At 71.5% G+C, this 24,570-nt stretch carries 25 protein-coding genes; 15 read left to right on the forward strand and 10 right to left on the reverse strand.

Translation table 11 applies throughout. The features are described 5' to 3' along the window. Positions 1–9 precede the first annotated feature (9 nt). Genes mgtA through SXIM_RS09640 form a run of 3 tightly spaced genes read right to left on the reverse strand, consistent with a single transcriptional unit; the run spans position 10 to position 3,724 of the window. Positions 10–2,724 (reverse strand): magnesium-translocating P-type ATPase, encoded by a 2,715-nt coding sequence (gene mgtA, locus SXIM_RS09630; RefSeq protein ID WP_030735964.1) that lies wholly within the window; start codon positions 2,722–2,724, stop codon positions 10–12. Beyond that, a complete protein-coding gene (locus SXIM_RS09635) occupies positions 2,708–3,094 on the reverse strand; it encodes an ArsR/SmtB family transcription factor (RefSeq protein ID WP_375878572.1) in 387 nt (128 codons plus the stop codon). Before SXIM_RS09635 ends, mgtA begins: the two co-directional genes overlap by 17 nt. Positions 3,095–3,127: 33 nt before the next feature. Beyond that, the gene (locus tag SXIM_RS09640; protein ID WP_030735971.1) at positions 3,128–3,724 is read right to left on the reverse strand and encodes a TetR/AcrR family transcriptional regulator; all 597 of its coding nucleotides are present in this window, start codon (positions 3,722–3,724) and stop codon (positions 3,128–3,130) included. Positions 3,725–3,817: 93 nt separating this feature from the next. Here SXIM_RS09640 and SXIM_RS09645 point away from each other — a divergent pair, with 93 nt between their 5' ends. Continuing rightward, positions 3,818–4,810, forward strand: coding sequence for an ABC transporter permease (locus SXIM_RS09645; protein ID WP_030735973.1), 993 nt, complete (start codon positions 3,818–3,820; stop codon positions 4,808–4,810). A 42-nt stretch (positions 4,811–4,852) separates the two neighbouring features. On the opposite strand, the gene SXIM_RS09650 is transcribed toward SXIM_RS09645, so the two are convergent. Then, positions 4,853–5,347, reverse strand: a complete 495-nt coding sequence (locus SXIM_RS09650) for a GNAT family N-acetyltransferase (protein ID WP_030735977.1) — start codon at positions 5,345–5,347, stop codon at positions 4,853–4,855. 162 nt (positions 5,348–5,509) lie between these two features. On the opposite strand from SXIM_RS09650, the gene SXIM_RS09655 reads away from it, so the two are divergent. From SXIM_RS09655 to SXIM_RS09675, 5 genes are all read left to right on the forward strand, one after another. Next, positions 5,510–6,319, forward strand: a complete 810-nt coding sequence (locus tag SXIM_RS09655) for an exodeoxyribonuclease III (RefSeq protein WP_030735981.1) — start codon at positions 5,510–5,512, stop codon at positions 6,317–6,319. 202 nt (positions 6,320–6,521) lie between these two features. Next, entirely contained in the window at positions 6,522–7,508 is a 987-nt protein-coding gene (locus SXIM_RS09660; RefSeq protein ID WP_078635725.1) for an ABC transporter permease, read from the forward strand. 65 nt (positions 7,509–7,573) lie between these two features. Continuing rightward, positions 7,574–8,449: a carbohydrate ABC transporter permease gene (locus tag SXIM_RS09665; RefSeq protein ID WP_030735987.1), complete on the forward strand. Its 876-nt coding sequence runs from the start codon at positions 7,574–7,576 to the stop codon at positions 8,447–8,449. A gap of 14 nt (positions 8,450–8,463) precedes the next feature. Beyond that, positions 8,464–10,128, forward strand: a complete 1,665-nt coding sequence (locus SXIM_RS09670; protein WP_053116151.1) for an extracellular solute-binding protein — start codon at positions 8,464–8,466, stop codon at positions 10,126–10,128. A gap of 133 nt (positions 10,129–10,261) precedes the next feature. Further along, positions 10,262–12,130: a Dyp-type peroxidase gene (locus SXIM_RS09675; protein WP_052385400.1), complete on the forward strand. Its 1,869-nt coding sequence runs from the start codon at positions 10,262–10,264 to the stop codon at positions 12,128–12,130. Positions 12,131–12,142: 12 nt separating this feature from the next. On the opposite strand, the gene SXIM_RS09680 is transcribed toward SXIM_RS09675, so the two are convergent. Continuing rightward, entirely contained in the window at positions 12,143–13,216 is a 1,074-nt protein-coding gene (locus SXIM_RS09680; RefSeq protein ID WP_043178264.1) for an LLM class flavin-dependent oxidoreductase, read from the reverse strand. Positions 13,217–13,349: 133 nt separating this feature from the next. Here SXIM_RS09680 and SXIM_RS09685 point away from each other — a divergent pair, with 133 nt between their 5' ends. After that, entirely contained in the window at positions 13,350–14,177 is an 828-nt protein-coding gene (locus SXIM_RS09685; protein WP_046723650.1) for a radical SAM/SPASM domain-containing protein, read from the forward strand. 192 nt (positions 14,178–14,369) lie between these two features. Beyond that, entirely contained in the window at positions 14,370–15,023 is a 654-nt protein-coding gene (locus SXIM_RS09690; RefSeq protein ID WP_078846880.1) for a protein kinase, read from the forward strand. Here SXIM_RS09690 and SXIM_RS09695 read toward each other — a convergent pair. Beyond that, a complete protein-coding gene (locus SXIM_RS09695; RefSeq protein ID WP_053116152.1) occupies positions 15,002–15,859 on the reverse strand; it encodes a putative RNA methyltransferase in 858 nt (285 codons plus the stop codon). The genes SXIM_RS09690 and SXIM_RS09695 overlap by 22 nt on opposite strands. A gap of 218 nt (positions 15,860–16,077) precedes the next feature. On the opposite strand from SXIM_RS09695, the gene SXIM_RS09700 reads away from it, so the two are divergent. From SXIM_RS09700 to SXIM_RS09730, 7 genes are all read left to right on the forward strand, one after another. Continuing rightward, positions 16,078–16,404, forward strand: coding sequence for a WhiB family transcriptional regulator (locus SXIM_RS09700; RefSeq protein WP_158708068.1), 327 nt, complete (start codon positions 16,078–16,080; stop codon positions 16,402–16,404). Between the two features lie 83 nt (positions 16,405–16,487). Further along, entirely contained in the window at positions 16,488–16,739 is a 252-nt protein-coding gene (locus SXIM_RS09705; protein WP_030736007.1) for a type B 50S ribosomal protein L31, read from the forward strand. Between the two features lie 54 nt (positions 16,740–16,793). Next, positions 16,794–17,333, forward strand: a complete 540-nt coding sequence (locus tag SXIM_RS09710; RefSeq protein ID WP_030736009.1) for an MSMEG_1061 family FMN-dependent PPOX-type flavoprotein — start codon at positions 16,794–16,796, stop codon at positions 17,331–17,333. Between the two features lie 64 nt (positions 17,334–17,397). Continuing rightward, positions 17,398–18,435, forward strand: a complete 1,038-nt coding sequence (locus SXIM_RS09715) for a FecCD family ABC transporter permease (RefSeq protein ID WP_043178267.1) — start codon at positions 17,398–17,400, stop codon at positions 18,433–18,435. Then, a complete protein-coding gene (locus SXIM_RS09720) occupies positions 18,432–19,493 on the forward strand; it encodes a FecCD family ABC transporter permease (protein ID WP_030736013.1) in 1,062 nt (353 codons plus the stop codon). Before SXIM_RS09715 ends, SXIM_RS09720 begins: the two co-directional genes overlap by 4 nt. 56 nt (positions 19,494–19,549) lie before the next feature. After that, positions 19,550–20,353, forward strand: coding sequence for an ABC transporter ATP-binding protein (locus tag SXIM_RS09725; protein WP_046723654.1), 804 nt, complete (start codon positions 19,550–19,552; stop codon positions 20,351–20,353). A gap of 20 nt (positions 20,354–20,373) precedes the next feature. Next, complete coding sequence (locus SXIM_RS09730; protein WP_046723656.1) at positions 20,374–21,390, forward strand: iron-siderophore ABC transporter substrate-binding protein; 1,017 nt, start codon at positions 20,374–20,376, stop codon at positions 21,388–21,390. An 81-nt stretch (positions 21,391–21,471) separates the two neighbouring features. Here SXIM_RS09730 and SXIM_RS09735 read toward each other — a convergent pair whose 3' ends face one another. From SXIM_RS09735 to SXIM_RS09750, 4 genes are all read right to left on the reverse strand, one after another. Next, positions 21,472–22,887, reverse strand: a complete 1,416-nt coding sequence (locus SXIM_RS09735) for a PTS ascorbate transporter subunit IIC (protein ID WP_030736023.1) — start codon at positions 22,885–22,887, stop codon at positions 21,472–21,474. A 124-nt stretch (positions 22,888–23,011) separates the two neighbouring features. Then, the gene (locus SXIM_RS09740) at positions 23,012–23,293 is read right to left on the reverse strand and encodes a PTS sugar transporter subunit IIB (RefSeq protein ID WP_019433515.1); all 282 of its coding nucleotides are present in this window, start codon (positions 23,291–23,293) and stop codon (positions 23,012–23,014) included. After that, positions 23,290–23,745 (reverse strand): PTS sugar transporter subunit IIA, encoded by a 456-nt coding sequence (locus tag SXIM_RS09745; RefSeq protein WP_030736026.1) that lies wholly within the window; start codon positions 23,743–23,745, stop codon positions 23,290–23,292. The genes SXIM_RS09740 and SXIM_RS09745 overlap by 4 nt, the downstream gene beginning before the upstream one ends. A 34-nt stretch (positions 23,746–23,779) precedes the next feature. Next, positions 23,780–24,508, reverse strand: coding sequence for a GntR family transcriptional regulator (locus SXIM_RS09750; protein WP_043178269.1), 729 nt, complete (start codon positions 24,506–24,508; stop codon positions 23,780–23,782). Between the last annotated feature and the right edge of the window lie 62 nt (positions 24,509–24,570).

A 24,570-nucleotide genomic window follows, 5' to 3' on the forward strand; every position in this document is an offset into this window, starting at 1 on the left:
GCGCAAACTCTAAAGTATGGAAATGGCGCCCCGGTAACGCGCCCTGATGAAGCCCAGCGCTCCGGCGTACACCACGAGCACCACCCCCAGCAGCGGATAGTACGCGCCGGGCAGGGTGGCGGTCAGCCCCAGGGCGGGCGCGAGCGGCGACAGCGGCAGCAGCAGCCCGATCGCGGTGAGCCCCGCCACCGCCGCCACGAGGGGCGGCGGCATCCGGCGCGCGGAGCCCGGCCGCAGCAGCCAGATCACCAGCGCCTGGGTGAGCAGGTTCTCGGTGAACCAGCCGGCGTGGAAGACCGCGTGCGTGTCCAGGCCGGCCGCCGAGGGCAGACTCAGCAGCCAGCCGAGCGCGGCGAAGGTCCCCAGGTCGGCGGCGGCGTTGAGGGCGCCGAAGCGCAGCACGAACGCGGTGAAGGCGCGCGGGCGCAGGACGGTGGGGCCATCGCGGGCCCCGGCCCGGGGCTCGGCCCGGTCGAAGGCGAACGCGAGCTGGGCGGCGTCGAAGCACAGGTTCTGGACCAGTACCTGGAGCGGCAGCATCGGCAGGAAGGGCAGCAGCAGTCCGGCGACCATCATCGCGATGACGTTGCCGAGATTGGAGGAGAGCACCACCCGCAGATAGGTGGTGATGTTGCGGGTGGTGTCCCGGCCGCAGGTCACCGCGCGACCGATCGCGGTGAGGTCCTTGCCGGCCAGCACCACGTCCGCCCCGGCCCGGGTGACGTCGGCGGCGCCCAGCGGGCAGATGCCGACATCGGCGGCGTGCAGCGCGGGCAGGTCGTTGACGCCGTCGCCCAGGAACCCGGTGGGGCGCCCCGCCGCGCGCAGCACCTCCACGACCCGGGCCTTGTGGGCGGGCGTGCAGCGGGCGAAAACGGTACGGGTGGCGGCCAGCTCGGCCAGCTCGGCGTCGTCGAGGGTCTCGGTGTGCGCCCCGGTGACCACCGTGCCGGGCGGCCCCGGGTCCAGGCCCAGGTCACGGCAGGCGCGGGCGGCGGTGGCCGGGTGGTCGCCGGTGAGCACCTTGACGGCTATCCCCTGGCGGGCGAGGGCGGACAGCGCCTCGGCGGCTCCGGGCGCGAGTTCGTCGCGCAGGGCGACGAAGCCCAGCAGGGTCAGCTCGCGTTCGGCGGAGTCGGGGGTGAGGCCGGCGGGTACGGTCCGGCCGGGGCGGCGGGCCATGGCGACGGCCAGCAGCCGCAGCCCGGCGGATGCCTGCCGCTCGGCGAGCGCCAGCACCTCCAGCCGGCGCGCCTCGTCCAGCGCGCGCTCCCCACCCGCTTCCGTACGCAGGCGCGTGCAGCAGGGCAGCACCTCCTCCACGGCGCCCTTCACCACCACCGTGTGCGTACCGGGGTGGTCGGGCTCGCGGACGACGGCGGTGGCCCGGCGGCGTACCGGGTCGAACGGCAGCGCGGCGAGGCCGGTCAGCCGGCCGCACGGATCGCCGGGGTCGGGGTCACCGGGGCCGCCCGCCCGCAGGATGGCCTCGTCCAGCGGGTCGGGGGCGGGCAACTCCGCCAGGTGCAGCGTCCAGTGGGCGTTGACGGCCGCCCAGCCCAGCACCTCGGGGTCGGGCCGGCCCCAGGGGTCGAGCGCGCTGTGCAGCACGGGCCGGTCCCGGGTGAGGGTGCCGGTCTTGTCGGTGCACAGCACCTCCATGGCGCCCAGGTCGTGCAGGGCGGGCAGCCGGCGGACCATCACCGCGTGCTCCCGGGCGAGCCGCACCGCGCCCCTGGCCAGCGACACGTTCACCACCACCGGCAGCATCTCGGGGGTGAGGGCCACGGCGACGGCCACCGCGAGCGGCACGGTGTCCAGGGCCGGGCCGCGCAGCACGGTGTGCGCGGCCAGCACCAGCGCGGCGGCGCACAGCATCAGCCGGATCAGGGTCCACGAGACGCCGCCCAGAGCCTGGTGGAAGACGGTGCCGCCGGTGGTCCGGCGCGGGACCGGGCGGGACTGCCGGGCCCAGAACGTGCCCGCGCCGGTGGCGACCACCACCCCCGTACCGCTGCCGGTGGCCACGCTGCCGCCCTGCAGGCACAGGTGCCGCTGCCCGGGGAGGTCCCCGGAGGGCGGGGCGTCGGGGGTGTCCCGCGCGTTCCTGGTGACGGGGGCGGACTCGCCGGTGAGCGCGGGCTGGTGCACGGTCAGCCCGGTGGCGCGCAGCAGCCGGACATCGGCGGGCACCACGTCCCCGGGCCCCAGCAGCACCACATCGCCCGGCACCAGCTGGTCGACCGGCAGCTCGCGCACCCGCGGCTCCGCGCCGGGGGCGGGGCGGCGCCGTACGGTCGCGGTGGCGGCGACCAGTTCGCGCAGCCCGGCGGCGGCGCGTTCGGCCCGGTGTTCGCCGGCGGAGCGCAGGACGCAGCTGATGACCACCAGCACGGTGATGACGGCGGCGGTGGCCCAGGCGGAGACGGCCGCGGACACCACGCCCAGGACGAGCAGGACGGCGCTGAACGGGTCGCGCAGGCTGCGGGCGAAGCGGCGGAGCCGGCCGGGCGGGTGGGCGGTGGGAGGCGTGTTCTCGCCGTAGCGTTCCAGGAGCCGCTGGGCCCGGGGCTCGTCCAGGCCGCGCGGTGAGGTCTCCAGCGCGCGCAGCACTTCCAGGGTGGTCAGCCGGCTCAGTACGGCCGGATCGGTGGTGTCCGGGCGGGCGGCGGTGAGCTGCGGGGGCGCGGCGGGGCGCGCGGACGCCTCAGATCCCCAGGCCATGCGCGCGCCGGGGCGCCGGGGGCACCGCGGAGCGGCCCGCGGTGCGGTCGGCGAGCTGGCCGACCATCAGCCGTACGACGGTGACCACATCGGGGTCGTCCACGAGGTAGACGACGCGGCGGCCCTCGCGCCGGGATCTGACCAGACCGGCGAGTTTGAGCTTGGCGAGGTGCTGGCTGACGGCCGGCAGGGTGCCGCCGACGCGTTCGGCGAGACCGCTGACATCGCTCTCGCCCTCGGCGAGCGCCCACACGATGTGCAGCCGGGCGGTGGAGGCCAGCAGCCCGAAGGCGGCGGCGGCTTCCGTCAGCAGTTCGGGTGACGGGTCGCCGTCACGCCCGCCCGCCGGCCCCGCCGTTGTGCCCACCACGAACCTTCCGCCATCGGAACGCCTCCGAATGCCTCAGTCTAGGGTCAATGAGGTCAGGCCCCGAAGACCGTCGCGCAGTACGTCCGGCCGCAGATCGGGCGCGAGCAGCGCGCGCTGGATCAAGAACCCCTGCACACAGGCGGCGACGGTACGGGCGACGTGCTCGGCGGGGACGTCGTCGCGCATGAGCCCCTGGCGCTGGTAGTTCTGGGCGATGGCGGTCCAGGAGGCGATCACCGCGTTGATGCCCCGGTGCAGGACGGCGGCGAGTTCGGGGTTGCGCAGGGTCTCCGCCCACACCTGGATGATCAGCGAGGGGGGTACGTCGAGGGTCTGGAGCACCTCCTCCAGGGTGTCGGCCAGCACGTCCCCGGGCTGGACGGGCGGCTCGGCGGCCGCGGCGCGGGAGAAGGAGCCGCCGACCCGTTCCAGAACCTCCAGGGCGAGGGCGACGATGATGGCGTCCTTGGAGGGGAAGTAGCGGTAGACCGCTCCGGCGGACAGGCCGGTCTCCTTGAGCACGTCCTGCATGGACGTGGCGTGGAAGCCGTCGCGCGCGAAGCAGCGCGCGGCGCCCTCCACGATCTGCCGGCGGCGGGCATCGAGATGTTCCTGCGAGACACGGGCCACGCCGGCGAGCCTAAAACGAACGTTCCTTCTTGACAAGCGTCGCGCCCCGGTCGTAAAACGAATGCTCATTCTCTTTGATCCCGGAGCACCGCCATGCCATCCCAGACCCGGAAGCTGATCACCGTCCTGGTGGCGCTGCCGCTCGCCATCACCTTCATCCTGTGGGCCTTCGCCTGGCCGGTGGCCAGGACCGCCCCTCACGACCTGCCGCTGGGCGTGGCCGGCCCCGCCGAGGCGACGGCCCCCGTGGTGGCCGGGCTCGACGCGCGCGGCGGCGCGTTCGAGGTGCACACCTATCCGGATGCGGAGGCCGCCACCGCCGCGATCGGGAACCGCGACGTCTACGGCGCGCTGGTGCTCGGCCCGCGGGGCGCCGAACTGCTGACCGCGTCCGCCGCGAGCCCTTCCGTCGCCCAGCTGCTGGAGCAGGTCGCCGCCCAGGGGCTGCCCGAGGGCACCGAGCTCACCGTGACCGATGTCGTACCGACCCCGGCCGGCGATCCGCGCGGCGCCGTTTTCGGGGTGAGCGTGCTGCCGATGGCGATGGCGGGCATCGCCCTGGGCGCGCTGGTCACCCTGCTGCGGCTGCGCGGCCGGTACGCGATCGCGGCGCTGATCGGCACGGCGGCCCTGGTGGGGGTGGCCGGCGCACTGATCGGCCACAGCTGGCTGGGCGCGATGGCCGGGAACTGGTGGACGGTGGCCGCCTCGCTGGGGCTGATGGCGCTGGCGGGCGGGGCGACGGTGGCCGGGCTGGCGGCGCTGCTGGGGCCGCGCGGCATCGGGGCCGGCGCGGTGCTGCTGATGATGCTGGGCAACCCGTGGTCGGGTGCCACCTCGGCGCCGGAGATGCTGCCGAGCCCGGTCGGGACGCTGGGTCAGCTGCTGCCCACCGGCTCGGGGGCGACCCTGCTGCGCGACGTCGCGTTCTTCGACGGCGCGGGGGCGGCGTACCCACTGGCGGTGCTCATGACCTGGACGGTGGCCGGGCTGGCCGCGGTGGCCGTGGTGCACCACCGCCGCCGGCGGGGCGGCCCGGTGGCGGAGGCTCCGCCCGTCTCCCCGGCCCCGGCGATGGCGCGCTGATCCACCCTTGCGATCAGCCGCTCGCCCGGCCGGGCCGCCCGGTCAGGCGAGCGGCTTGGTGTAGCAGCGGCTGCTGGTGTGGAAGCGGTAGTAGCCGAACTTGCCGCCCTCCGGCACCAGGGCGTAGCCGCTGGACTCGTACAGCTGGATCGCCTCGGGCTGCTTGGTGCCGGTCTCCAGCACCATCCGCCGCCGGCCGGCGGCGCGGGCGGTCTCCTCCAGATGGGCCAGGATCAGCCGGGAGAAGCCGTGCCCGCGGGCCTCGGGGACGATGTACATCCGCTTGATCTCCGCGTCGCCCAGCGCGTACCCCTCGCCGAGCGAGGTCTCGTCGTGGGAGCGCCAGCCGCCGGTGCCGATGGGGACCCCGCCGTCGTCGTACGCCAGGACGTACAGGCCGGCGGGCGGGTCGAACATCTCGGGGGCGAGCGGGGTGAGGTCACCCTCGTCCTCGTAGCGTTCCGCGTACTCCGCCTGCACCCGGTCGTTGAGCTTCCGGGCGTCGGGGTGATCAAAGCGGGCGGTGACGAGCTTCATGCAGGTCATCGTACAAACCCGGAGGGTCGTGACGGTACGGGCACCTGCGGCGATTGATCACCATCTGGCCGGGTTGTCCCGGGGCTGAGTCGGTGGCGTAGGGTCGCGCGCGGAATCCGCGGCACCCCGCGCATCAGGGCAACATCCGGGAGGGCACTCACTGTGCACACCGTCACCACGGTCAACGTCAACGGCCTGCGGGCCGCCGCCACCAAGGGCTACCGGGAGTGGCTGGCCGCCACCGAGGCGGACGTGGTGTGCCTCCAGGAGGTGCGCGCCGAGGAGAAGCAGCTGCCCCAGGAGGTACGGGAGCCGGCCGGCTGGCACGCGTACTGGGCACCGGCCGCCGCCAAGGGCCGGGCGGGCGTGGCCCTGCTCACCCGGCGCGAGCCGGACGCCGTGCGCACCGGGTTCGGGGTCGCGGAGTTCCAGGACTCGGGGCGCTATCTGGAGGCCGACCTGCCGGGCCTGACCGTCGCCAGCCTCTACCTGCCCTCCGGCGAGGTGGGCACCGAGCGGCAGGCGGAGAAGGAGCGCTTCATGGCGGCCTTCCTGCCGTATCTGGTCGGGCTGCGCGAGCGTGCCGCCGCGCAGGGGCGCGAGGTGCTGGTGTGCGGCGACTGGAACATCGCCCACCAGGAGGCCGACCTGAAGAACTGGCGCGCCAACCGGAAGAACTCCGGCTTCCTCCCGGAGGAACGCGCCTGGCTGACCCGGGTGTTCGCGGCCGAGGGCGGCTACACCGATGTGGTGCGCGCGCTGCACCCCGAGCAGGAGGGCCCCTACTCCTGGTGGTCCTACCGGGGCCGGGCGTTCGACAACGACGCGGGCTGGCGGATCGATCTGCTGGCGGCCACCGGGGGCCTGGCCGGGCGGTGCGTCAAGGCGTACGTGGAGCGGGCGGCGACGCACGGGGAGCGCTGGTCGGACCACGCCCCGGTGACGGCGGTCTTCGAGGGCCTGCCGGGCTGAGCCCGTTCGGTTCTGTGCGTTCCTGACATCTGACCGGCCGCGGGCCTCTGCGGCCGGCCAGCGCAGCAACACGTTTGCTATGCCTCTCAACAGGCAGTTCTGTCCGAACTGTTGACCTCCCTCAGCAATCGCTCTACCTTCCGTGAACCGTTTGAATCCGTTGGTTCCGTTGGGTAGATGCACCGAGCTGAGGGAGTGTTCGATGACGAGCACCATCGAGCGGGCCGGCGGTTCCCCCGCCCCGTCCGCCGACCCGCCCGACCCGCCGCCCGCCTCCCCCGCGCGGACGGACCGCCTCACCCGATGGGGCAGGGAACTGCGCGGCCAGCGCACCCTGTTACTGCTCGCGCTCCCCGGCATCGCGTACTTCCTGGTCTTCCACTACGCCGCGCTGTTCGGCAATGTCATCGCCTTCAAGGACTTCGTGCCCTTCCAGGGCCTGTGGGAGAGCCCCTGGGTCGGCCTGGACAACTTCCAGCGGATGTTCGAGGACGCCGCCTTCTGGCAGGCCGCCTGGAACACCCTGGCCATCGCCGTGCTCCAACTGGTGTTCTTCTTCCCGCTGCCGCTCGCCCTGGCGCTGCTGCTGCACAGCCTGGCGCGCGGCGGCGTCCGCAAGCTGATCCAGTCGGTCGTCTACCTGCCGCACTTCCTGTCCTGGGTCATCGTGGTCGCGCTGTTCCAGCAACTGCTCGGTCCGACGGGGATGTTCGGCGGCAACGTCGCCTTCGTGACCGATGTGCTCGCCAACCCCGACGCGTTCAAGCCGCTGATGGTCGTCCAGATCATCTGGAAGGACTGCGGCTGGGGCACGATCATCTTCCTGGCCGCGCTCAGCCAGGTGAACCAGGACCTGTACGAGTCGGCCGCCCTCGACGGGGCGGGCCCGCGCCGCCGCTTCTGGCACGTCACGCTGCCCGCGATCCGGCCCATCGTCATCCTGCTGCTCATCATGCGGCTCGGCGACATCCTCACCGTCGGCTTCGAACAGATCCTGCTGCAACGCGACGCGGTGGGCCCCGAGGCCGGCGAGGTGCTGGACACCTTCGTCTACTACCAGGGCGTACTCGGCGCCGACTGGGGCTACTCGGCGGCGGCCGGTCTCTTCAAGGGCGTCGTCGGCGCGGTGCTCGTCTTCAGCGCCAACAAGATCGCACACCGGCTGGGCGAGCAGGGGGTATACAAGTGAACCGAGACAGCCGGCACACGCTCGCGGACCGCGTGGCGGGCCCCAGGGAACGCCGCCCCTCCTGGATGGAGAAGCCGCACCCGCTCACCCAGGTGGGCAAGGCGGTCTCCCTCGTCATCATCTGCGCGCTGATCCTCGTGCCGATCCTGGTGGTGTTCTCCACCTCGCTCGCCTCACCGGCCGAGGTGACGGAGAACGGCGGCTGGGTCCTCTTCCCCACCGAACCGACGCTCCAGGCCTACCAGGACATCCTCTCCGGCGGCACCATCACCCGCTCGCTCGCGGTGAGCGTGGGCATCACGGTGGTCGGCACGGCGGTCAGCCTGTTCGGGACCATCACCCTGGCCTACGTGCTCTCCCGCGAGCACTTCAGCCTGCGCAAACCGCTGCTGCTGATGGTGCTGTTCACCTTTCTCTTCCCGCCCGGGATGCTCCCCGGCTACCTGGTCGTGAAGGGCCTGGGGCTGCTCGACTCGTACTGGGCGCTGATCCTGCCGGTGGCCATCAACGTCTTCAACCTGGTCATCATGCGCGGCTTCTTCCAGGGACTGCCGCAGGAGCTGTACGACGCCGCCCGCATCGACGGGGCCGGCGAACTCACCGTGCTGCTGCGGATCGTGCTGCCGCTGTCCAAGGCGGTCATCGCGGTGATCGGCCTCTTCTACGCGGTCGGCTACTGGAACAGCTTCTTCTCCGCGATCCTCTACCTCAACGACTCCTCGAAGTGGCCACTCCAGGCGGTGCTCCAGACGGTGGTCACCAAGGGCGCCAACCTGGGCGGCAACACCACCGACGCGCTCTCCGACTCCGGCGCGGTCGCGGCGCCGCAGACGTACCAGATGGCCACGGTCGTCGTCGCGGTGATCCCGATCCTGATCATCTACCCCTTCATCCAGAAGTACTTCACCAAGGGCGTGCTGACCGGCGCCATCAAGAGCTGAGCGAAGGAGCGGACATGACCGTGAACCCCCGTGCCGGCGCTCCCTCCCGGCGACGTTTTCTGCGCGGCTCGCTCGGCGCCTCGGCGGCGCTGGCCGCCGGGCCCGCGCTGGTGGGCTGCGCCACCTCGCAGGTGCGCAGCGCCCGCAACGCCGGCACCGAACCGGTGCCGTGGCCCGAGTACGTACCGGTGGAGGGGCCGCGGCCCGATCTGCCGCCCGACCCGCGCGGGGTGGACGCCGGCTTCCTGCGCTACCCCGACCGCCTGGTGTCCTCGGTGCCCGAACGGCCGGGCGACGGCCAGACGGTGACCGCGATGGTGGAGACGTACGAGGCGCCGCCGCGCGGACCCGGCGCCAACCGCTACTGGGCCGCCCTCAACGAGGCGCTCGGAGTCGATCTGAAGCTCCAGCTGGTGCCCAGCGGCAACCTCAGCGCGAAGCTCGCCACGATGATGGCCAGCGGGGACATGCCCGACCTGGTGATGGTGCGCAACTGGATCCCGCGGGTGGCCGACTACGCGGCGAACGTGGCGGCCGATCTGAGCGAGCACCTGAGCGGCCCCGCCGTGCGGGACTACCCGAACCTGGCCAACCTCCCGACCTACGCCTGGCGGGACATGGGGCTGATGGGTGGCCGGATCATGGGGGTGCCCATCACCCGGCCGCGCACCGGCTCCGCGATCCTGTCGAACCGCGAGGAGATGACGCGGCTCGCGGAGGGCGCGTACAACGACTGGACGGCGGAGGAGTTCACCGACACCCTCAGGCGGGGCACCGGCGGCAAGAAGTACGGCTTGGGGGTGGCCTCGGGCGGCTGGCTGTTCGGGGTGCCGCTGCTGTCGTCGTGGCACGGGGCGCCGAACCTGTACGGGATGCGGGACGGCGCGTTCGTCAAGGCGGAGCTGACCGAGGAGTACCGGGCGGCGGTGGAGTTCGCGCGGCGGCTGCACGTGACGGAGAAGGTGTACTACCCGGGCACGGCGACGATGCCGACCGAGACGATGAAGTCGCTGTTCTTCAACGGGACGGTGCGCGCCCAGCTGGACAACCTGCCCGGGTACCAGGCGGCGAACATCGCGGTCGGGGACGCCTTCACGGTGGATCTGCTGCGCCCGCCGACGGGCCTGGGCACCGGGGCGACCTCGCACTTCAGCGGCGGGACGTACGGGTACACGCTGCTCAAGCCCGGGCCGCCGGAGCGGATCACCCTGCTGCTGCGGATCATGAACTACCTGGCGGCGCCGTTCGGGACCACGGAGTACGAGCGCACCTACTACGGAGTGGAGGGCGAGCACTTCGAGCGGGTGGACGGCGATCTGGAGCTGACGGAGCTGGCGAAGACGGAGAACCCGAGCACAGTGCCGGTGAGGTACATCACCGCGCCGCCGCCGGTGCACTTCTACCCGGGCAACCCGGACGCGGTGCGCCGGGTGCACGCCTTCCAGACACAGGACGTGGAGACCGGGATCGCGCCGCTGACCAGTGGGCTCGTGGTGCGCGACGCGCTGCGGCCCTACACCAGGATGCGCAAACTCTTCGAGGACACGGTGATCTCGGTGGTGCAGGGGCACGACTCGATGAAGAAGTGGGACGAGGCGGTGCGGACCTGGCGTACGCAGGGCGGGGATCAGGTCGACGCGGAGCTGGCGGAGGAGTACGCAGCCGTCAATCAGCTATAGCGTAGCCACTCGTTGGGGTGATTCTGGGAGGGAATCACCCCAACTGCCCTCACGTTCGGTAACGTCCTTCATGTCAAGGGAGACACACAGTCACCACGTGAGGTGGCTGGTATGGACACACGGGGGGCGTGTGATGGCGAACATCCAATCTGACATCGGCCGGGTCACCGCACGGGACGACAGCCCGGACGACAGCGAACTGCCACTGCGCGAGAGCACCGAGATCCAGGGCGACATCCTGGCCGGATTCAAGAAGGACCACGTCCGGCTCCTGATGCTGCGCTTCGGCGACCGGCGGCAGGCGAGGGAATGGCTCGGGCGGCTGCGCCACCGGATCTCCACGACGGCCGAGGTGACGGCGTTCAACGAGTCCTTCAGCCGGGCCCGGCGCACCGCCGAGGGGGCCGACCCGCTACACGCCGCGGCGGTGTGGCGGGGCGTGTCCCTCACCTACCCGGGGCTGGCCGAGCTGATCGGCGGCGATCCGCTCACCGACGTGCCGGCCGGCAGCACCCAGGAGGCGCTGGCGCAGGGCTGTGCACGGCGCAAGGAACTGCTGGGCGACACGGGAGAGAGCGACCCGGCGCACTGGCTGTTCGGCGCCGGCCACCAGGAGCCGGTGCACGCGGTGCTCACCCTCGCCGCGGACCGGCCGGGCGAGCTGCGCGCCGCCGTGGAGGAGGAACGGGCCGCCTGCGAACGGCACAAGGTGTTCCTCGTCTTCGAGCAGCGCGCCGCCACCCTGCCGGGCGCGCGGCGCGGACAGGAGCACTTCGGCTTCCGGGACGGCATCAGCCAGCCCGGGGTGCGGGGTTTCGACGCCCCCGATCCCCAGGACCCGGTCCATCAGAAGGGCAAGCCGGGCACCCGGCTGATCGCCGCGGGAGAATTCCTCATCGGCCGCGCCCCGGACCACCGGGTGGTGACCTGGCTGCCGGGCTGGATGCGGGACGGCACCTTCCAGGTGGTGCGGCGCCTCGCCCAGGATGTCGAGGGCTGGTGGGAGCAGGCCGAGGAGCATGTACGGGCCCTGCGCGCGGTGGGCGCGGCGCCGCCCTGCGCCACCAAGGAGTGGATGGCGGCCCGGATGATGGGCCGCTGGCCCTCGGGCACCCCGCTGCCGCACTCACCCGACCGGGACACCCCGCTCCCGCCCTGCGCGTCCCCGACCAACGACGTGTCGTTCGGGGACGATCTGGACGGGCGGGTCACCCCACTGTTCTCGCACCTGCGCAAGACCAACCCCAGGGACGGGCTCAAGGCCACCGAGGACGACAAGGAGGCGCTGGCCCAGGAGGGCATCCTGGATGGCCGCCGGGTGATGCGCCGGGGCATCCCGTTCGGCCCGACCGCCGAGGCAGGAGGCCGGGACGCCGCGCGCGGGCTGCTGTTCATCAGCTACCAGTCGGATCTGATCGCCCAGTTCGAGTTCATCCAGCGCACCTGGGTGGAGGCCGGTGACTTCCCCGAGCGGGAGAGCCCGGTCGGCCGGGATCCGGTGATCGGCGGCGAGGGCACCGGGTCCTTCCCGGTCGGCGAGTCGGGGCACCACCGGCTGGACTTCAAGAAGTTCGTGCGCACCGAGGGCGCGCTGTACACCTTCGTGCCCTCGCTCTCCGCCCTGAAGTGGCTGGCGGAGGGGGTGATTCCGGTGGGCGGCGGGCCGCTGGAGGACCAGCGGTACACCGCGCCGCTCACGCTGCGGCGCGGGGAGGTGATCAGCTCGGGCAAGGCCCGGCTGCGCTTCCAGGAGAGCGGTGACCTCACCGTCCACGACGAGGGGGAGCACGAACGCTGGCGCTCCACGACCGACAGCGGCGCGGTGCTGGCGCAGTTTCGGCCCAGCGGTGAACTCGCCCTGCTCTCCGAGGAGGGCGAGGCGATCTGGGCGACCCCGACCGCCGGTCACCCGGGGGCGGTCCTCACGGCCCGCACCACCGGCGACGTCGAGATCCGTTCGGCGGAGGGGGAGTTGCTCTGGCACACCGACACCGCCCACTGAGGGCGGGCCGGATCAGCCCTGCTGGTAGACGTCCGCGATCAGCTCGTAGCTCCGCAGCCGGGCCTCGGCGCCGTGGCCCATGGAGGTGAGCATGAGTTCATCGGCCCCGGTGCGCTTGGCCAGCGCGTCCAGGCCCTCACGCACGGCGTCCGGTGTTCCGTGGATGACGTTGCTCAGCCACTCGTCCACCACGTCCTGCTCCATCGCGCTGAACGGGTAGCTCTCGGCCTCCTCGGGGCTGGGCACCAGGCCCGGCCGGCCGGTGCGCAGCCGCACCATCGACAGCGCGCCGGTGAGGACCTGCCGGTACGCCTCGTGCCGGTCCTCGGCGGCCAGGGCGTTGACGCCGATCAGGGCGTACGGCTCGGAGAGCACCTCGGAGGGGCGGAAGGTGTGCCGGTACAGCTCCAGGGCGGGCAGGGTGTGGGCCGAGGAGAAGTGGTGGGCGAACGCGAAGGGCAGTCCGAGACGGCCGGCCAGCTGTGCGCTGAACCCGGAGGATCCCAGCAGCCACACCGAGGGCCGGCGGTCCGACTGGACCCCGCCCTGCACCCGGCCCTGGATGGGGCCGGGGACGGCGTGGATGCGGGCATAGGGGTGCCCCTGCGGGAAGTCGTCGTCGAGGAAGCGGACGAGTTCGGCCAGCTGCTCGGGGAACTCGTCGGCGCCGTCGGCGCGGCCCCGGCGCAGGGCGGCGGCGGTGGCCTGGTCGGTGCCGGGGGCGCGGCCCAGACCCAGGTCGACGCGGCCGGGGGCCATCGCCTCCAGCGTGCCGAACTGCTCGGCGATCACCAGGGGGGCGTGGTTGGGCAGCATCACGCCGCCCGAGCCGAGCCGGATGCGGTCGGTGTGGGCGGCGAGGTGGGCGAGGATCACGGCGGGCGCCGAGCTGGCGACACCGGGCATCGAGTGGTGCTCGGCCACCCAGAACCGGTGGTAGCCGCGCCGCTCGGTGAGCTTGGCCAGCTCCACCGAGGTGGCCAGCGCCTCGGTCGCCGTCCGTCCGCTGCCCACGGTGGCCAGGTCCAGCACCGACAGCGGTACGGGAGCCGTCCCGAAGCTGCTTCCCCTGATGGCGTCCGACACGGCGGCGTCCTCCCTGTTCCTGCGGCTCGGTACGGGAGGGCAACCTTCAGAGGGGCGGGATCATTCCGTTCCCGCTGCGAAAGGCAGGAAGTGAGACGGACACCACGGGGCCGGCCGACACCGGAGCCAGGACATGATCACGCCTCAACCGTTTCCCAGCGGGCACGAGCAAGCGGCTGCCAGTGGGGTGACCAGCGTCCAGTTCATCGGTGGGGAACCGACCATGCACCCCGACGCGGAGGAACTGGTCCGTCACGCGCTGGACCTCGGCCTACGGACCGAGATCTACAGCAATCTCGTGCGCGTCACGGACGAGTGGTGGGAACTGTTCCAACGCCACGGGGTATCGGTGGCGACCTCCTACTACTCGGACCGGGCCGAGCAGCACAGCGCGATGACCGGCCGACGCAGCCACGCCCGGACCCGGGCGAACATCGAGAAGGCCCTCGGGCTCGGCATCGAGCTGCGTGCCGGCATTGTCGGCGACAGCGGCCACATCATCGACGCGGCCCGGCGAGATCTTGAGTCCCTGGGGGTGACCAGGATCGGCGCCGATCACGTTCGTCCCTTCGGGCGGGGTGCGAGGGAGGGGAGATCCGACCTGGCGAACCTCTGTGGCCAGTGCGGTACCGGCAGAGCTTCCATCGGCCCGAACGGGGAGGTCTCCCCCTGTGTCTTCTCTGGCTGGTTGAACGTCGGCAATGTCCAGGAGGTCCCATTGGACGCTATCCTCAGCAGCGCCGCCCTGGCCGAGGCGAATGCGTCCATTCGCAGCGCTGTCGGTGCGGCAAGGGCCCGCCGAGCGGACTGGGGCAACTGCGAACCCAAGCAAGATTGCGCTCCCAAGAACAACTGCCACCCCAAACAGCCCTGCCAGCCCGATACAGCGTGCCGCCCCAGGTGTACGCCCAATGAGGAGTGCAGCCCGGGACCGCTCAGCGGCTGTGACCCGAGGAACTGACGAACACATGAAACGCGAGCTTTCCGACCTTGAGTTCGAAGCGCTGATTCTCCCGTACACAGGTGAGCTGACGGGCCTCCGGTCTCCCGTCTCGCGCGGGTACAGCTCGGATGTCACGGTTGTGGTCGAGTGTGAGAACGGTCCGTTCTTCGTCAAGGCGATCCGGAGCCGGCCGGGGGGCGCAAGGACTCCATGATCCGGGAACGGGTGATCAATTCGTTCGTGCGGCCCATCTCGCCAGATCTGCGATGGCAGACGGAGGACGATGAGTGGATCGTTTCGGGGTTCGACTTCGTGGACGGCAGGCGAGCGAACTTCAAGCCGGGTTCCCCGGATCTCCCGGTCATCATCGAACTGCTCAACCGTATGGGCGAACTCAGGCTTCCCGAAGTGGCCCATGACTGGACCGAGGAGCGTTGGGACAGCTACACCGCCGATGAGACAGAGGCTGCGCTCTTCCGAGGCGATGCCCTGCTGCACACGGACATCAATCCGAGCAACTTGCTCATTGGGGAACGCGACGCGTGGGCGGTGGACTGGTCATGGCCCACGCGCGGGGCGGCATTCATCGACCCGGGCATGCTCGTCGTGCAGCTCGTGTCATCCGGGCACAGTCCTGAGTCCGCCGAGTCGTGGGCGGCCGGTTGCAAGGTGTGGGAAGACGCGGCCCCGGAGGCGATCGACGCCTTCGCCGCTGCCACCACGCGCATGTACTGGTCGTTCGCCAAGTGGCGGCCGGAGGAATCGTGGCTCAAGGCCGTGGCGGAGGCGGCCGAGGCATGGGCCAACCACCGGGGGCTGATCGTCGGGCCCGGCCTGATGGATCAGTCCTTGCGGGGGGCGTAACGGGAGAGGGTGACGGAGACCACGACCGGCACCGGGCCCGGGTGTTCGGCGAGCCAGGCGCGGGTGGCGTCGGTGTCCAGGTGGTGGGCGGAGGGGCCCATGGCGATCAGCCGGGCCAGGTCGGCGGGTGGCAGTTCGGCCCGGTACTCCACGACGCGACTGCCCGCGGGCTCGAAATGGCCCTCCAGGGTGCGGCGCAGCCGCGCCTCCTTGTCGGGGTCGATGGCGAGCAGGCCCAGGCGCTCGCGGGGCAGTCCGGACAGATGGCGGGCGGTGGGGGTGATCACCAGCAGGGTGCCGCCGGGGCGCAGCACGCGGTGGAACTCGGGGCCGTTGCGCGGGGCGAAGACGTTGATCAGCAGATCGACGTGGTGGTCGGGCAGCGGCAGTGGGCGCCACACGTCCCAGACGGCGGCGGCCAGCCGTGGGTGGGCGCGGGTGGCGCGGCGCAGGGCATATTTGGACAGATCCAGGCCGATTCCTTGCGCTGAGGGGAGCGCGTCGAGGACGGCGGCGAGGTAGTAGCCGGTCCCGGTTCCGGCGTCCAGAACGGTCCCGTCGGGGGGAACCTGTGCCCCGGCCGCCTCCGTGGCGAGGGCCTCGGCCAGCGGACGGTAGTGGCCGGCGGCCAGGAAGGCGTCCCGGGCGGCGACCATGGCCTGGGTATCGGCACCGGCGGGCACCTTGCCGCCGGTCAGCAGGCTCGCGTACCCCTGCCGGGCGATGTCGAAGGTGTGGCCCCCCGGGCAGCGCAGGCTGGTGTCGCGGTGGGCGAGCGGCTGCCCGCACAGCGGGCACCGCAACGCGGCGAACGGCGAGGGTGCGGAGGCAGACACGGGATTCCCTGAGGTGTGCGGGGCAACCGTCACCCTATCTCCGAGCTGTCCACTCCGTCCCAGTTGCCTCTGGGATCACTCCTGAGAGTGACCTGGCCGTTGGCATAGTCCCATCGGGCCATGCCAGATGGGACCGACTGGGGGTGTTGCCATGCCGTCGCATTCCGTAACGTCCTCAGCTGAGAATGGTCATGGGACCGTGGGAGGACGGCACCGGGATGAGTTGGGAAACCGACTGGAGCAAGAACGGGATCTGTCGCAAGACCGACCCGGACGAACTGTTCGTGCAGGGCGCGGAGCAGAACCGCGCCAAGGCGGTGTGCACCGGCTGCCCGGTGAAGACCGAGTGCCTGGCCTACGGCTTGGACCACAGGATCGAGTTCGGAGTGTGGGGCGGGATGACCGAGCGGGAGCGGCGGGCGCTGCTGCGCCGGCGGCCGACCGTCACCTCCTGGCGGCAGTTGCTGGAGACGGCCCGCGCGGAGTACGAGCGCTCCACCGCGGCGGGCGAGGGGTCCCGGACCGGTGCCGCCGACGCGGCGTAGGCGGCACCGTCCCGCTCCGGTTGCGGGGGCGTCCGGGCGCGCCGAGCATGAAGGGAGGCATCCGCCCCAGTCCGGGAGGAACCGTGCAATCGGACATCCATCCCCCTTACCGGCAGGTGGTCTTCCGGGACCGTTCCGCCGGGTACGCCTTTCTCACCCGGTCGACGGCCACCAGCGACCGCACCATCGAGTGGGACGACGGGGAGACGTATCCGGTGATCGATGTGGAGATCTCCTCGGAGAGCCATCCCTTCTACACGGGCAAGGCCCGGGTGCTGGACTCCGAGGGACAGGTGCAGAAGTTCGAGCAGCGCTACGGGCGCCGGGAGCGCTGAGCCGGCGCCACCCGCCTGCGCACCCGCCGGGAGCCGGGTGAGAGCATCGGCCGGATGATGTACGAGCACGCGGTCACCTCCGCCGATGAACTGCCCGAGATCGTCGGCACCCCGCACCCTGTCGTGATCGACAAGGTGAAGAAGGAACTCGGGGCGTTCGAGCGGAAGTGGCTGGCCACCTCCCCGTTCTGCGTCCTGTCCACCTCGGCCGCGGACGGCAGTTGCGATGTCTCGCCGCGGGGCGATCCGCCCGGGTTCGTGCAGGTGCTGGACGACTCCACGATCGCGATACCCGACCGGCTCGGCAACCGCCGGGTCGACAGCTGGCGCAATGTCCTGAGCAACCCGCAGGTGGGGCTCATCTTCATGATCCCGGGGGCCGCCGAGACGCTGCGGATCAACGGCCGGGCCACGCTGGTACGGGACGGCGAGTTCTTCGACCGGATGGCGCTGAAGGGCCGCCGCCCGGCGCTGGCTCTGATCGTGGAGACCGACGAGGTCTTTCTGCACTGCTCCAACGCGCTGCGCCGCTCGGGTCTGTGGGATCCGGAGTCCTGGCCCGAGGACCTCTCGGAGCTGAAGGTCACCTACTGACGCACATGTTAGGGTAGCCTTCCCTTACTGGGAGACCGGCGCACAGACAGACGCGATCAGACACATGGGCATACGCAGCACGACGGCCACGCCGTCCTCGCGCTCCCGCCCTTTGCTCGCCGCCGGGCTCATCCCGGCGGCCGCGGCCCTGCTGCTCGCGGTCATCGCCTCCCTCGCCCTGGGCACCGCGCACATTCCGGCGCACACCGTGTGGCAGGCACTCACCGCCTACGACCCCTCCGACACCCAGCAGCTGATCATCCATGAGGTCCGCGTCCCGCGCACCGTCATCGGTGTGCTGGCGGGGGTCGCGCTGGGCCTGGCGGGAGCCGTGATGCAGGCCGTGGCCCGCAATCCGCTGGCCGACCCCGGCATCCTCGGCGTCAACGCCGGCGCCGCGCTCTTCGTCGTCCTCGCCATCAACACGCTGGGCATCGTCACCCTCAGCGGCTATGTGTGGTTCGGCTTCGCCGGGGCGCTGTGCGCCTTCGCACTCGTCTACGGGGTCAGCTCCCTGGGCCGCGAGGGCGCCACCCCCATCAAGCTGGCCCTGGCCGGCGCCGCCACCACCGCCGCGCTCGGCTCGGTCACCAGCGCCATCATCCTCACCAGCAACGACGCCTTCGACCAGTACCGCTTCTGGCAGGTCGGCGCGCTGACCAGGACCGAGGACGGACTGCTCACCCAGGCCGCGCCGTTCATCGTGGCCGGCGCGCTGTGCGCGCTGGTCAGCGGACGCTGGCTCAACACCCTCAGCATGGGCGACGACACCGCCCGGTCACTGGGCCAGCGGGTGGGCGCGGTGCGCGCCCTGGCGGCCTGCGCCGTGGTGCTGCTGTGCGGCACGGCCACCGCCATCGCCGGGCCCATCGCCTTCGTCGGCCTGGTCATCCCGCACATCGCCCGCGCCTTCACCGGCCCCGACTACCGCTGGATCCTGCCCTACTCGGCGCTGCTGGCCCCCACGCTGCTGCTGACCGCCGACGTGGTGGGCCGCCTCGTCGCCCGCCCCGGCGAACTCCAGGTCGGCATCGTCACGGCCGTGATCGGCGTCCCCCCGTTCATCGCCCTGGTCCGCCGCAGGAAGACGGGCGCGCTGTGACGACGGACGCCCGAACGACAACGGACACCCGCGCCATCGGCGCCATCCGCCACGCCCGGCGGACCCGGCGCCGGCGCACCCTCGTCGTCTGCGCCGGACTGCTGGCCGGGGCGATCGCCGTCTTCCTGCTCTCGCTGGCGACCGGGGACAAGTCGATCCCGCTGCCCGACGTGCTGGCCACCCTCACCGGGGGCGGCAGCCGGGGCGACGCGTTCATCATCATGGAGCTGCGGCTGCCGCGCGCCGCCACCGCCGTCGGGGTGGGCGCCGCGTTCGCGGTGGCCGGGGCCATCTTCCAGTCCCTGCTGCGCAATCCGCTGGCCAGCCCCGATGTGATCGGCATCAGCGCCGGGGCGAGCGCAGCGGCCGTGATCTCCCTCGTGATCCTGGGCCTGAGCGGCCCGGCCGTCTCGCTGGCCGCGCTCGGCGGGGCGCTGACCGCCGCCGTACTGATCTACGCGCTCGCCTGGCGGCGCGGCGTCACCGGCTACCGGCTGGTGCTGATCGGCGTCGGGGTGGCCTCCGCCCTCACCAGCACCGTCTCCTACGTGATGACGCGTTCGGAGACGATGGTCGCCCAGCAGGCCTTCGTCTGGCTCGCCGGCTCCCTCAACGGCCGGTCCTGGGACCAGGCCCGCCCCCTGCTGCTGGCCCTGGCCCTGCTGATCCCGCTGACCGCGCTCGCCGCCCGCGCCCTGCCCGCGCTCCAGCTGGGCGACGACACCGCCCGGGGCCTGGGCGCCCGCACCGAACCCTCCCGCGTCGCCCTGCTGCTGTGCGCCGTGGCACTGGCCGGGGTCGCCACCGCCGCCGCGGGACCGGTGGGCTTCGTCGCCTTCGTCTCCGCGCCCATCGCCCGTGGCCTGCTGCGCCGCCAGGACGCGGCACTGCTGCCGGCCGCCCTCACCGGGGTGCTGGTGGTGCTGCTCTCCGACTACATCGGCCAGCATCTGCTCGGCCCGCACCAGATCCCGGTCGGCGTGGTCACCAGCGTGGTCGGCGCCCCGTATCTGCTGTGGCTGCTGGCCACCGCCAATCGCGTCGGCCGCGGCGGCTGACCGGCGCCGGCATTCGCGCCCGTACCGCGGGCCCGTCCAAGGGAGAACCTCCGCCCATGACCGTTCAGCACACACTGCGCACCGAGGAGCTGCGGCTCACCTATGACCGCCACGAGGTGGTCAAGGGCCTGTCCCTGGACATACCGCCGGGCCGGATCACCATGATCGTGGGGCCGAACGCCTGCGGGAAGTCCACCTTGCTGCGCGGTCTGGCCCGGCTGCTGACCCCGGCCTCCGGTTCGGTGCTGCTGGACGGCGCGTCCATCCACTCCCGCCCCACCCGCGAGGTGGCCACCACGCTCGGCATCCTGCCGCAGACCCCGGTGGCGCCCGAGGGCATCACCGTCACCGATCTGGTGGGCCGGGGCCGCTATCCGCACCAGAGCTGGTTCCGGCGCTGGAGCGAGGAGGACGAGCGGGCGGTCGCCGAGGCGCTGGAGGCCACGGATGTGGCGGAGCTGGCGGACCGGGCGGTGGACGAACTCTCCGGCGGCCAGCGGCAGCGGGTGTGGATCGCGATGGCGCTGGCCCAGGGCACCGATCTGCTGCTGCTGGACGAACCGACCACGTACCTGGACATCACCCACCAGGTGGAGGTACTCGATCTGCTGACGGACCTCAACACCTCGGCCGGCACCACTGTGGTGGTGGTGCTGCACGATCTGAACCTGGCCTGCCGGTACGCCGATCACCTGGTGGCGATGCGGGACGGGCGGATCGTGGCGGAGGGGCCGCCGGCCGAGGTGGTCACCGAGCAGGTGGTGTCGGACGTGTTCGGGCTGCGCTGCACGCTGGTGGACGACCCGGTCTCCGGGACGCCGCTGATCGTACCGATGGGGCGGCATCACTCAGCAAAGTAAGGGTAGGCTAACCTAACGGCATGAGACATCTGCCCCGTGTGCGGCTGGCCCTGCTCGCCGTCGCCGCCCTCGTCCTCCCCCTCACCGCCTGCGGCTCCGACGCCGGCACCGCGGACCGGACCGCCGGCCAGGAGGAGAACGCCTCCTCGGACGGCGGAGCCTTTCCGGTCACCGTCGCCACCGCCTTCGGTGACGTCACCATCGAGGAGGAGCCGCAGCGGGTCGTCGCCCTCGGCTGGGGCGACGCCGAGACCGCCCTGGCGCTCGGCGTCCAGCCGGTCGGCGCCAGCGACTGGCTGGCCTTCGGCGGAGAAGGCGTCGGCCCCTGGGCCGAGGGCCTGTACGACGAGGCCCCCGAGCTGATCGGCACCATGGAGCCCGAGCTGGAGCGCATCGCCGAGCTCGACCCGGACCTGATCCTGGACCTCAACTCCAGCGGGACCCAGGAGCGGTACGACATGCTGGAGCGGATCGCCCCCACCGTGGGCGTCCCCGACGGGGGCCAGCAGTACAAGATCTCCTGGCGCGAGCAGGTCTCCATGATCGCCACCGCGCTGGGCCGCGCCGAGGCCGGCGAGCGGCTGATCGCCGACACCGAGGACGCCTTCGCGCAGGCCGCCGCCGACCACCCCGAGTTCGAGGGCAGGACGATCGTGGTCTCCGCGGTCACCTCCGGCGGATACGGCGCCTACGTCCAAGGCAGCGGCCGGGTGGACTTCGTGGAGGCGCTCGGCTTCACCAACAGCCCCGCCGTCAACGAGCTGGCCGGCGAGGACTTCTCCATCCCGGTCTCCAAGGAACGGCTGGACCTGCTGGACGCCGATGTCACCGTCGTCACCCCGATCGGCGTGCCGCCCACCGAGATCAGCGAGGACCCGCTTTACCAGGCGATCCCCTCGGTCGCCGACGGCCGCGGACTGGTCCTGGACGACCCGGAGATCTCCCTGGCGTTCGCCACCAACACGGTGCTCTCCCTGCCCTACGCCCTGGACCTGGTGGTCCCCCTGCTCTCCGACGCGGTGGCCGGCAACGCCTGACCGGCGCCCACAAGCCCGACGGCCCGGGCCCGTACGGTGCGTACCGTACGGGCCCGGGCCGTTCTTCGAGGGCCGGCCGGGTCAGGAGACGGGCTGCGTCTCCTGCTCCGGGGCCGCGTCGTTCCCGGCGTCTTCGCTCTGGTTGTTCCGCTTCTCCCGCCGGTCCACCAGCGCGCTGCCCACCAGCACACCCACCAGCGAGCCGAGCACCAGCACGATCACCGCGACGTGACCCCAGTTGGCGGCGTTGCCCACCAGGAACCCGGCGACACCGAAGTCGGCGTCCGAGAAGGTGGAGTTCGCCAGGCCGACATCGCCCAGGCGGGGCAGGATCAGCAGCGGCAGGAAGGTGATCAGCAGACCGTTGGCGATCGAGCCCAGGACGGCGCCGCGCCGGCCGCCGACCGCGTTGCCGATGACGCCGGAGGCGCCACCGGTCATGAAGTGCGCCACGATGCCCGGGATGATGATCGTGCCGCCGACGGCCGCCAGCACGCCCATGCCGATCAGGCCGGCCGCGAAGCTGGCCAGGAAGCCGATCAGCACCGCGTTGGGCGCGAAGGTGAAGACGATCGGCACGTCCAGGGCGGGCTTGGCGTTGGGGACCAGCTTCTGCGAGATGCCCTTGAAGGCGGGGATGATCTCGGCCAGCACGACCCGCACACCGGCCAGGATGATCGTGACACCGGCCGCGAACATACCGGCCTGCATGATCGCCCAGATCACGAACCACTGGCCGCCGCTCAGCTCGCTCTCCACGTAGCCGGGCCCGGCGATCAGCGTCACCAGCAGGTAGATGACACCCATGGACAGCGCGATGACGACCGTGGTGTCGCGCAGGAAGCCCAGACCGGAGGGGATCTTCAGGTCCTCGGTGGACTTGGCGGCGTCACCCTTGGTCAGCTTGGCGACCCAGCCGGAGGTGGCGATGCCGACGTTCCCGGTGTGGCCCAGCGCCACGTTCTCCTGCTTGGTGACCTTGCGCATGAACGGCTGCACCAGGGCGGGCGAGACGGTGGTGACGATGCCCTGGGCGAGGGAACCCCACAGCACGGCCTCCCACGACTCGAAGCCGTTGGCCATCAGGATCACGGCGGTCATCGCGGCCAGGTACAGCGCCACGTGGCCGGACATGTAGATGTACTTGAGCCGGGTGAAGCGCGCCAGCAGCACGTTCACCACCATGCCGAAGAAGAAGATCAGCGCGGCCTGGGTGCCGAAGTCGGTGAGGACGGTACCGACGATGGCCTCGTTGTTCGGCACCACGCCCTGCACGTCGAAGGCGTGCTGGAACATGTCGCCGAACGGGGTGAGGGCGCCGGAGACGACCCCCGCGCCCGCGGCCAGCACGAGGAAGCCGACGAACGCCTTGATCGTTCCCTTGAGGGTGTCCGAGGCGGACTTGCGCTGGAGGACCAGACCGAGCAGGGCGATCAGGCCGATGATCACGGATGGTTCGCGGAATATGTCCACGAGGGTGTTGAGGAAGCCGTTCACGGGTGGCGCCTTTCTACGGCACGACGAGCGGTTCGGTCGCGATGCAGGTGACGTCAGCAGTGGACAGACGTTCCTTGCTGTGGATCGGGGAGCGAGCGGGGGGACGGGTGGAGCCGGGGAAGGGTTACAGCAGGCCCTTGCGCACGGCGGCCGCCTTGACCGCCTCGCGCAGTTCCTCCTTGTCGATGATGCTTTCGAGCACCACCACGTCCCCGAGGCCGGCGGCGGTGTCCGCCAGGTCCTTGGCGACGAAGAAGACATCCGCGCTCTCGGGGCCCGCCGAGCCGATGTCGGTGTGGTCGACCTCGACGCCACTGACGCCGAGTTCGCCCAGGACCTCGTCGATGTTCATGTGGACCATGAAGCTGGAGCCGAGGCCCGAGCTGCACATCGCCAGGAACTTCATTTCTTCTCCTCGAATGCGGTGATGAGCCGGTGGACGTCGGCGGCCGAGCGGGCGGCGCGCAGCGCCTCCCGGGTCTCGGTGTCCGACAGAATGCGGGCCAGGGAGGACATGGCCTGGGTGTGCGCGGTGGCGTCGACCGCCGCGAAGCAGAAGTAGAGATCGACGGCGTGCTCGGGCCGGTCGAGCAGCGGGGCCGGCTCCTCGAGACGCAGCATCGAGATCGAGGTGCGCACCGCGCCCTTCTCGGGGCGGGTGTGGGCCAGGGCGATGCCGAAGCCGAGGTCGATGTAGGTGCCGCCCGCCTCGATGGAGGCGATCATGGCGTCGACGTACTCGGCGGTGATGTCACCGGCGGTCAGCAGGGGTTCGGCGACCTGGGTCACCGCTTCCCGCCAGCTGAGGCGGTCGGCGGAGAAACGTATCTTCTCCTCGGTCAGCAGTTCGCTGAGCATGGCACTTTCTCCGTGATCTCTCGTGCTCGTGGTGCTAGTCGGCGTCGGCGAGGATGTCGAAGGACAGCTCGGCGCTCTCCGGCAGGAATTTGGACGTCCCGTGCACCACGGGCCGCCGCTCCAGGTCGAAGACCGTGGAGGTCGCCAGCAGCAGGGGTGAGCCGTCCGCGACGTCCAGCAGCTGGGCCTCGCGCCCGTCACAGGTGTGCAGGCCGACGACGATCTCGTTCCGCGTGAGCACCACGTCGTGATGCGCCCGCAGATGGGCGTACAGGGAGGTGGCGGTGAAGTCCGCCCCCAGCACGTCGGGGAACCGCTCCTCCGCCACGAACGACTCGGCGAGATGGTGCGTGACGCCGTTCACCCGGCGCAGCCGCTCCAGCCGTACGACCGGGGCGGCCGGCGAGATGTCCAGGGCTGCCGCCAGCCGGCTGCCGGCCCGCGTCCGCTTCTGGGCCAGCACCTCGGAGGTGACGGCGTGGCCCTGCCGGGTCATCTGCGTGAAGAAGCCGGTGACCTCGCTGACGAACCGCTCACGGTGCTTGAGGGCGTAGCGGGGCCGGGAGACGAAGGTGCCCTTGCCGTGCTGACGGATCAGGTAACCGTCGTTGACCAGATCGTCGACGGCCCGGCGCAGTGTGATGCGGCTCACGGCGTACTCCTCGCAGAGTGCCGCCTCGGGGGGCAGTTGTCCGCCGACCGGGAGATCGCTGACCCGGTTCAGCAGATGGTCGCGCACCTGGGCGTATTTGCGCTCGGCCACCGCCGCCTCCTCACTGAGAACGTGTCGTCGAGACGTCATGATGACTAGAAACCCAGAGGACG

Origin of the sequence: Streptomyces xiamenensis (genome assembly GCF_000993785.3) — a bacterium.
Lineage (GTDB): Bacteria > Actinomycetota > Actinomycetes > Streptomycetales > Streptomycetaceae > Streptomyces > Streptomyces xiamenensis.

What these genes read in the sequence shown, in the direction of transcription:
- SXIM_RS09700 (WP_158708068.1), top strand. Translation starts at nt 16,078, where the DNA reads ATGAGTTGGGAAACCGACTGGAGCAAGAACGGGATCTGTCGCAAGACC.
- mgtA (WP_030735964.1), bottom strand. Translation starts at nt 2,724, where the DNA reads ATGGCCTGGGGATCTGAGGCGTCCGCGCGCCCCGCCGCGCCCCCGCAG.
- SXIM_RS09685 (WP_046723650.1), top strand. Translation starts at nt 13,350, where the DNA reads ATGATCACGCCTCAACCGTTTCCCAGCGGGCACGAGCAAGCGGCTGCC.
- SXIM_RS09725 (WP_046723654.1), top strand. Translation starts at nt 19,550, where the DNA reads ATGACCGTTCAGCACACACTGCGCACCGAGGAGCTGCGGCTCACCTAT.
- SXIM_RS09650 (WP_030735977.1), bottom strand. Translation starts at nt 5,347, where the DNA reads ATGAAGCTCGTCACCGCCCGCTTTGATCACCCCGACGCCCGGAAGCTC.
- SXIM_RS09730 (WP_046723656.1), top strand. Translation starts at nt 20,374, where the DNA reads ATGAGACATCTGCCCCGTGTGCGGCTGGCCCTGCTCGCCGTCGCCGCC.
- SXIM_RS09715 (WP_043178267.1), top strand. Translation starts at nt 17,398, where the DNA reads ATGGGCATACGCAGCACGACGGCCACGCCGTCCTCGCGCTCCCGCCCT.
- SXIM_RS09660 (WP_078635725.1), top strand. Translation starts at nt 6,522, where the DNA reads ATGACGAGCACCATCGAGCGGGCCGGCGGTTCCCCCGCCCCGTCCGCC.
- SXIM_RS09690 (WP_078846880.1), top strand. Translation starts at nt 14,370, where the DNA reads ATGATCCGGGAACGGGTGATCAATTCGTTCGTGCGGCCCATCTCGCCA.
- SXIM_RS09670 (WP_053116151.1), top strand. Translation starts at nt 8,464, where the DNA reads ATGACCGTGAACCCCCGTGCCGGCGCTCCCTCCCGGCGACGTTTTCTG.
- SXIM_RS09675 (WP_052385400.1), top strand. Translation starts at nt 10,262, where the DNA reads ATGGCGAACATCCAATCTGACATCGGCCGGGTCACCGCACGGGACGAC.
- SXIM_RS09745 (WP_030736026.1), bottom strand. Translation starts at nt 23,745, where the DNA reads ATGCTCAGCGAACTGCTGACCGAGGAGAAGATACGTTTCTCCGCCGAC.
- SXIM_RS09645 (WP_030735973.1), top strand. Translation starts at nt 3,818, where the DNA reads ATGCCATCCCAGACCCGGAAGCTGATCACCGTCCTGGTGGCGCTGCCG.
- SXIM_RS09665 (WP_030735987.1), top strand. Translation starts at nt 7,574, where the DNA reads ATGGAGAAGCCGCACCCGCTCACCCAGGTGGGCAAGGCGGTCTCCCTC.
- SXIM_RS09740 (WP_019433515.1), bottom strand. Translation starts at nt 23,293, where the DNA reads ATGAAGTTCCTGGCGATGTGCAGCTCGGGCCTCGGCTCCAGCTTCATG.
- SXIM_RS09710 (WP_030736009.1), top strand. Translation starts at nt 16,794, where the DNA reads ATGATGTACGAGCACGCGGTCACCTCCGCCGATGAACTGCCCGAGATC.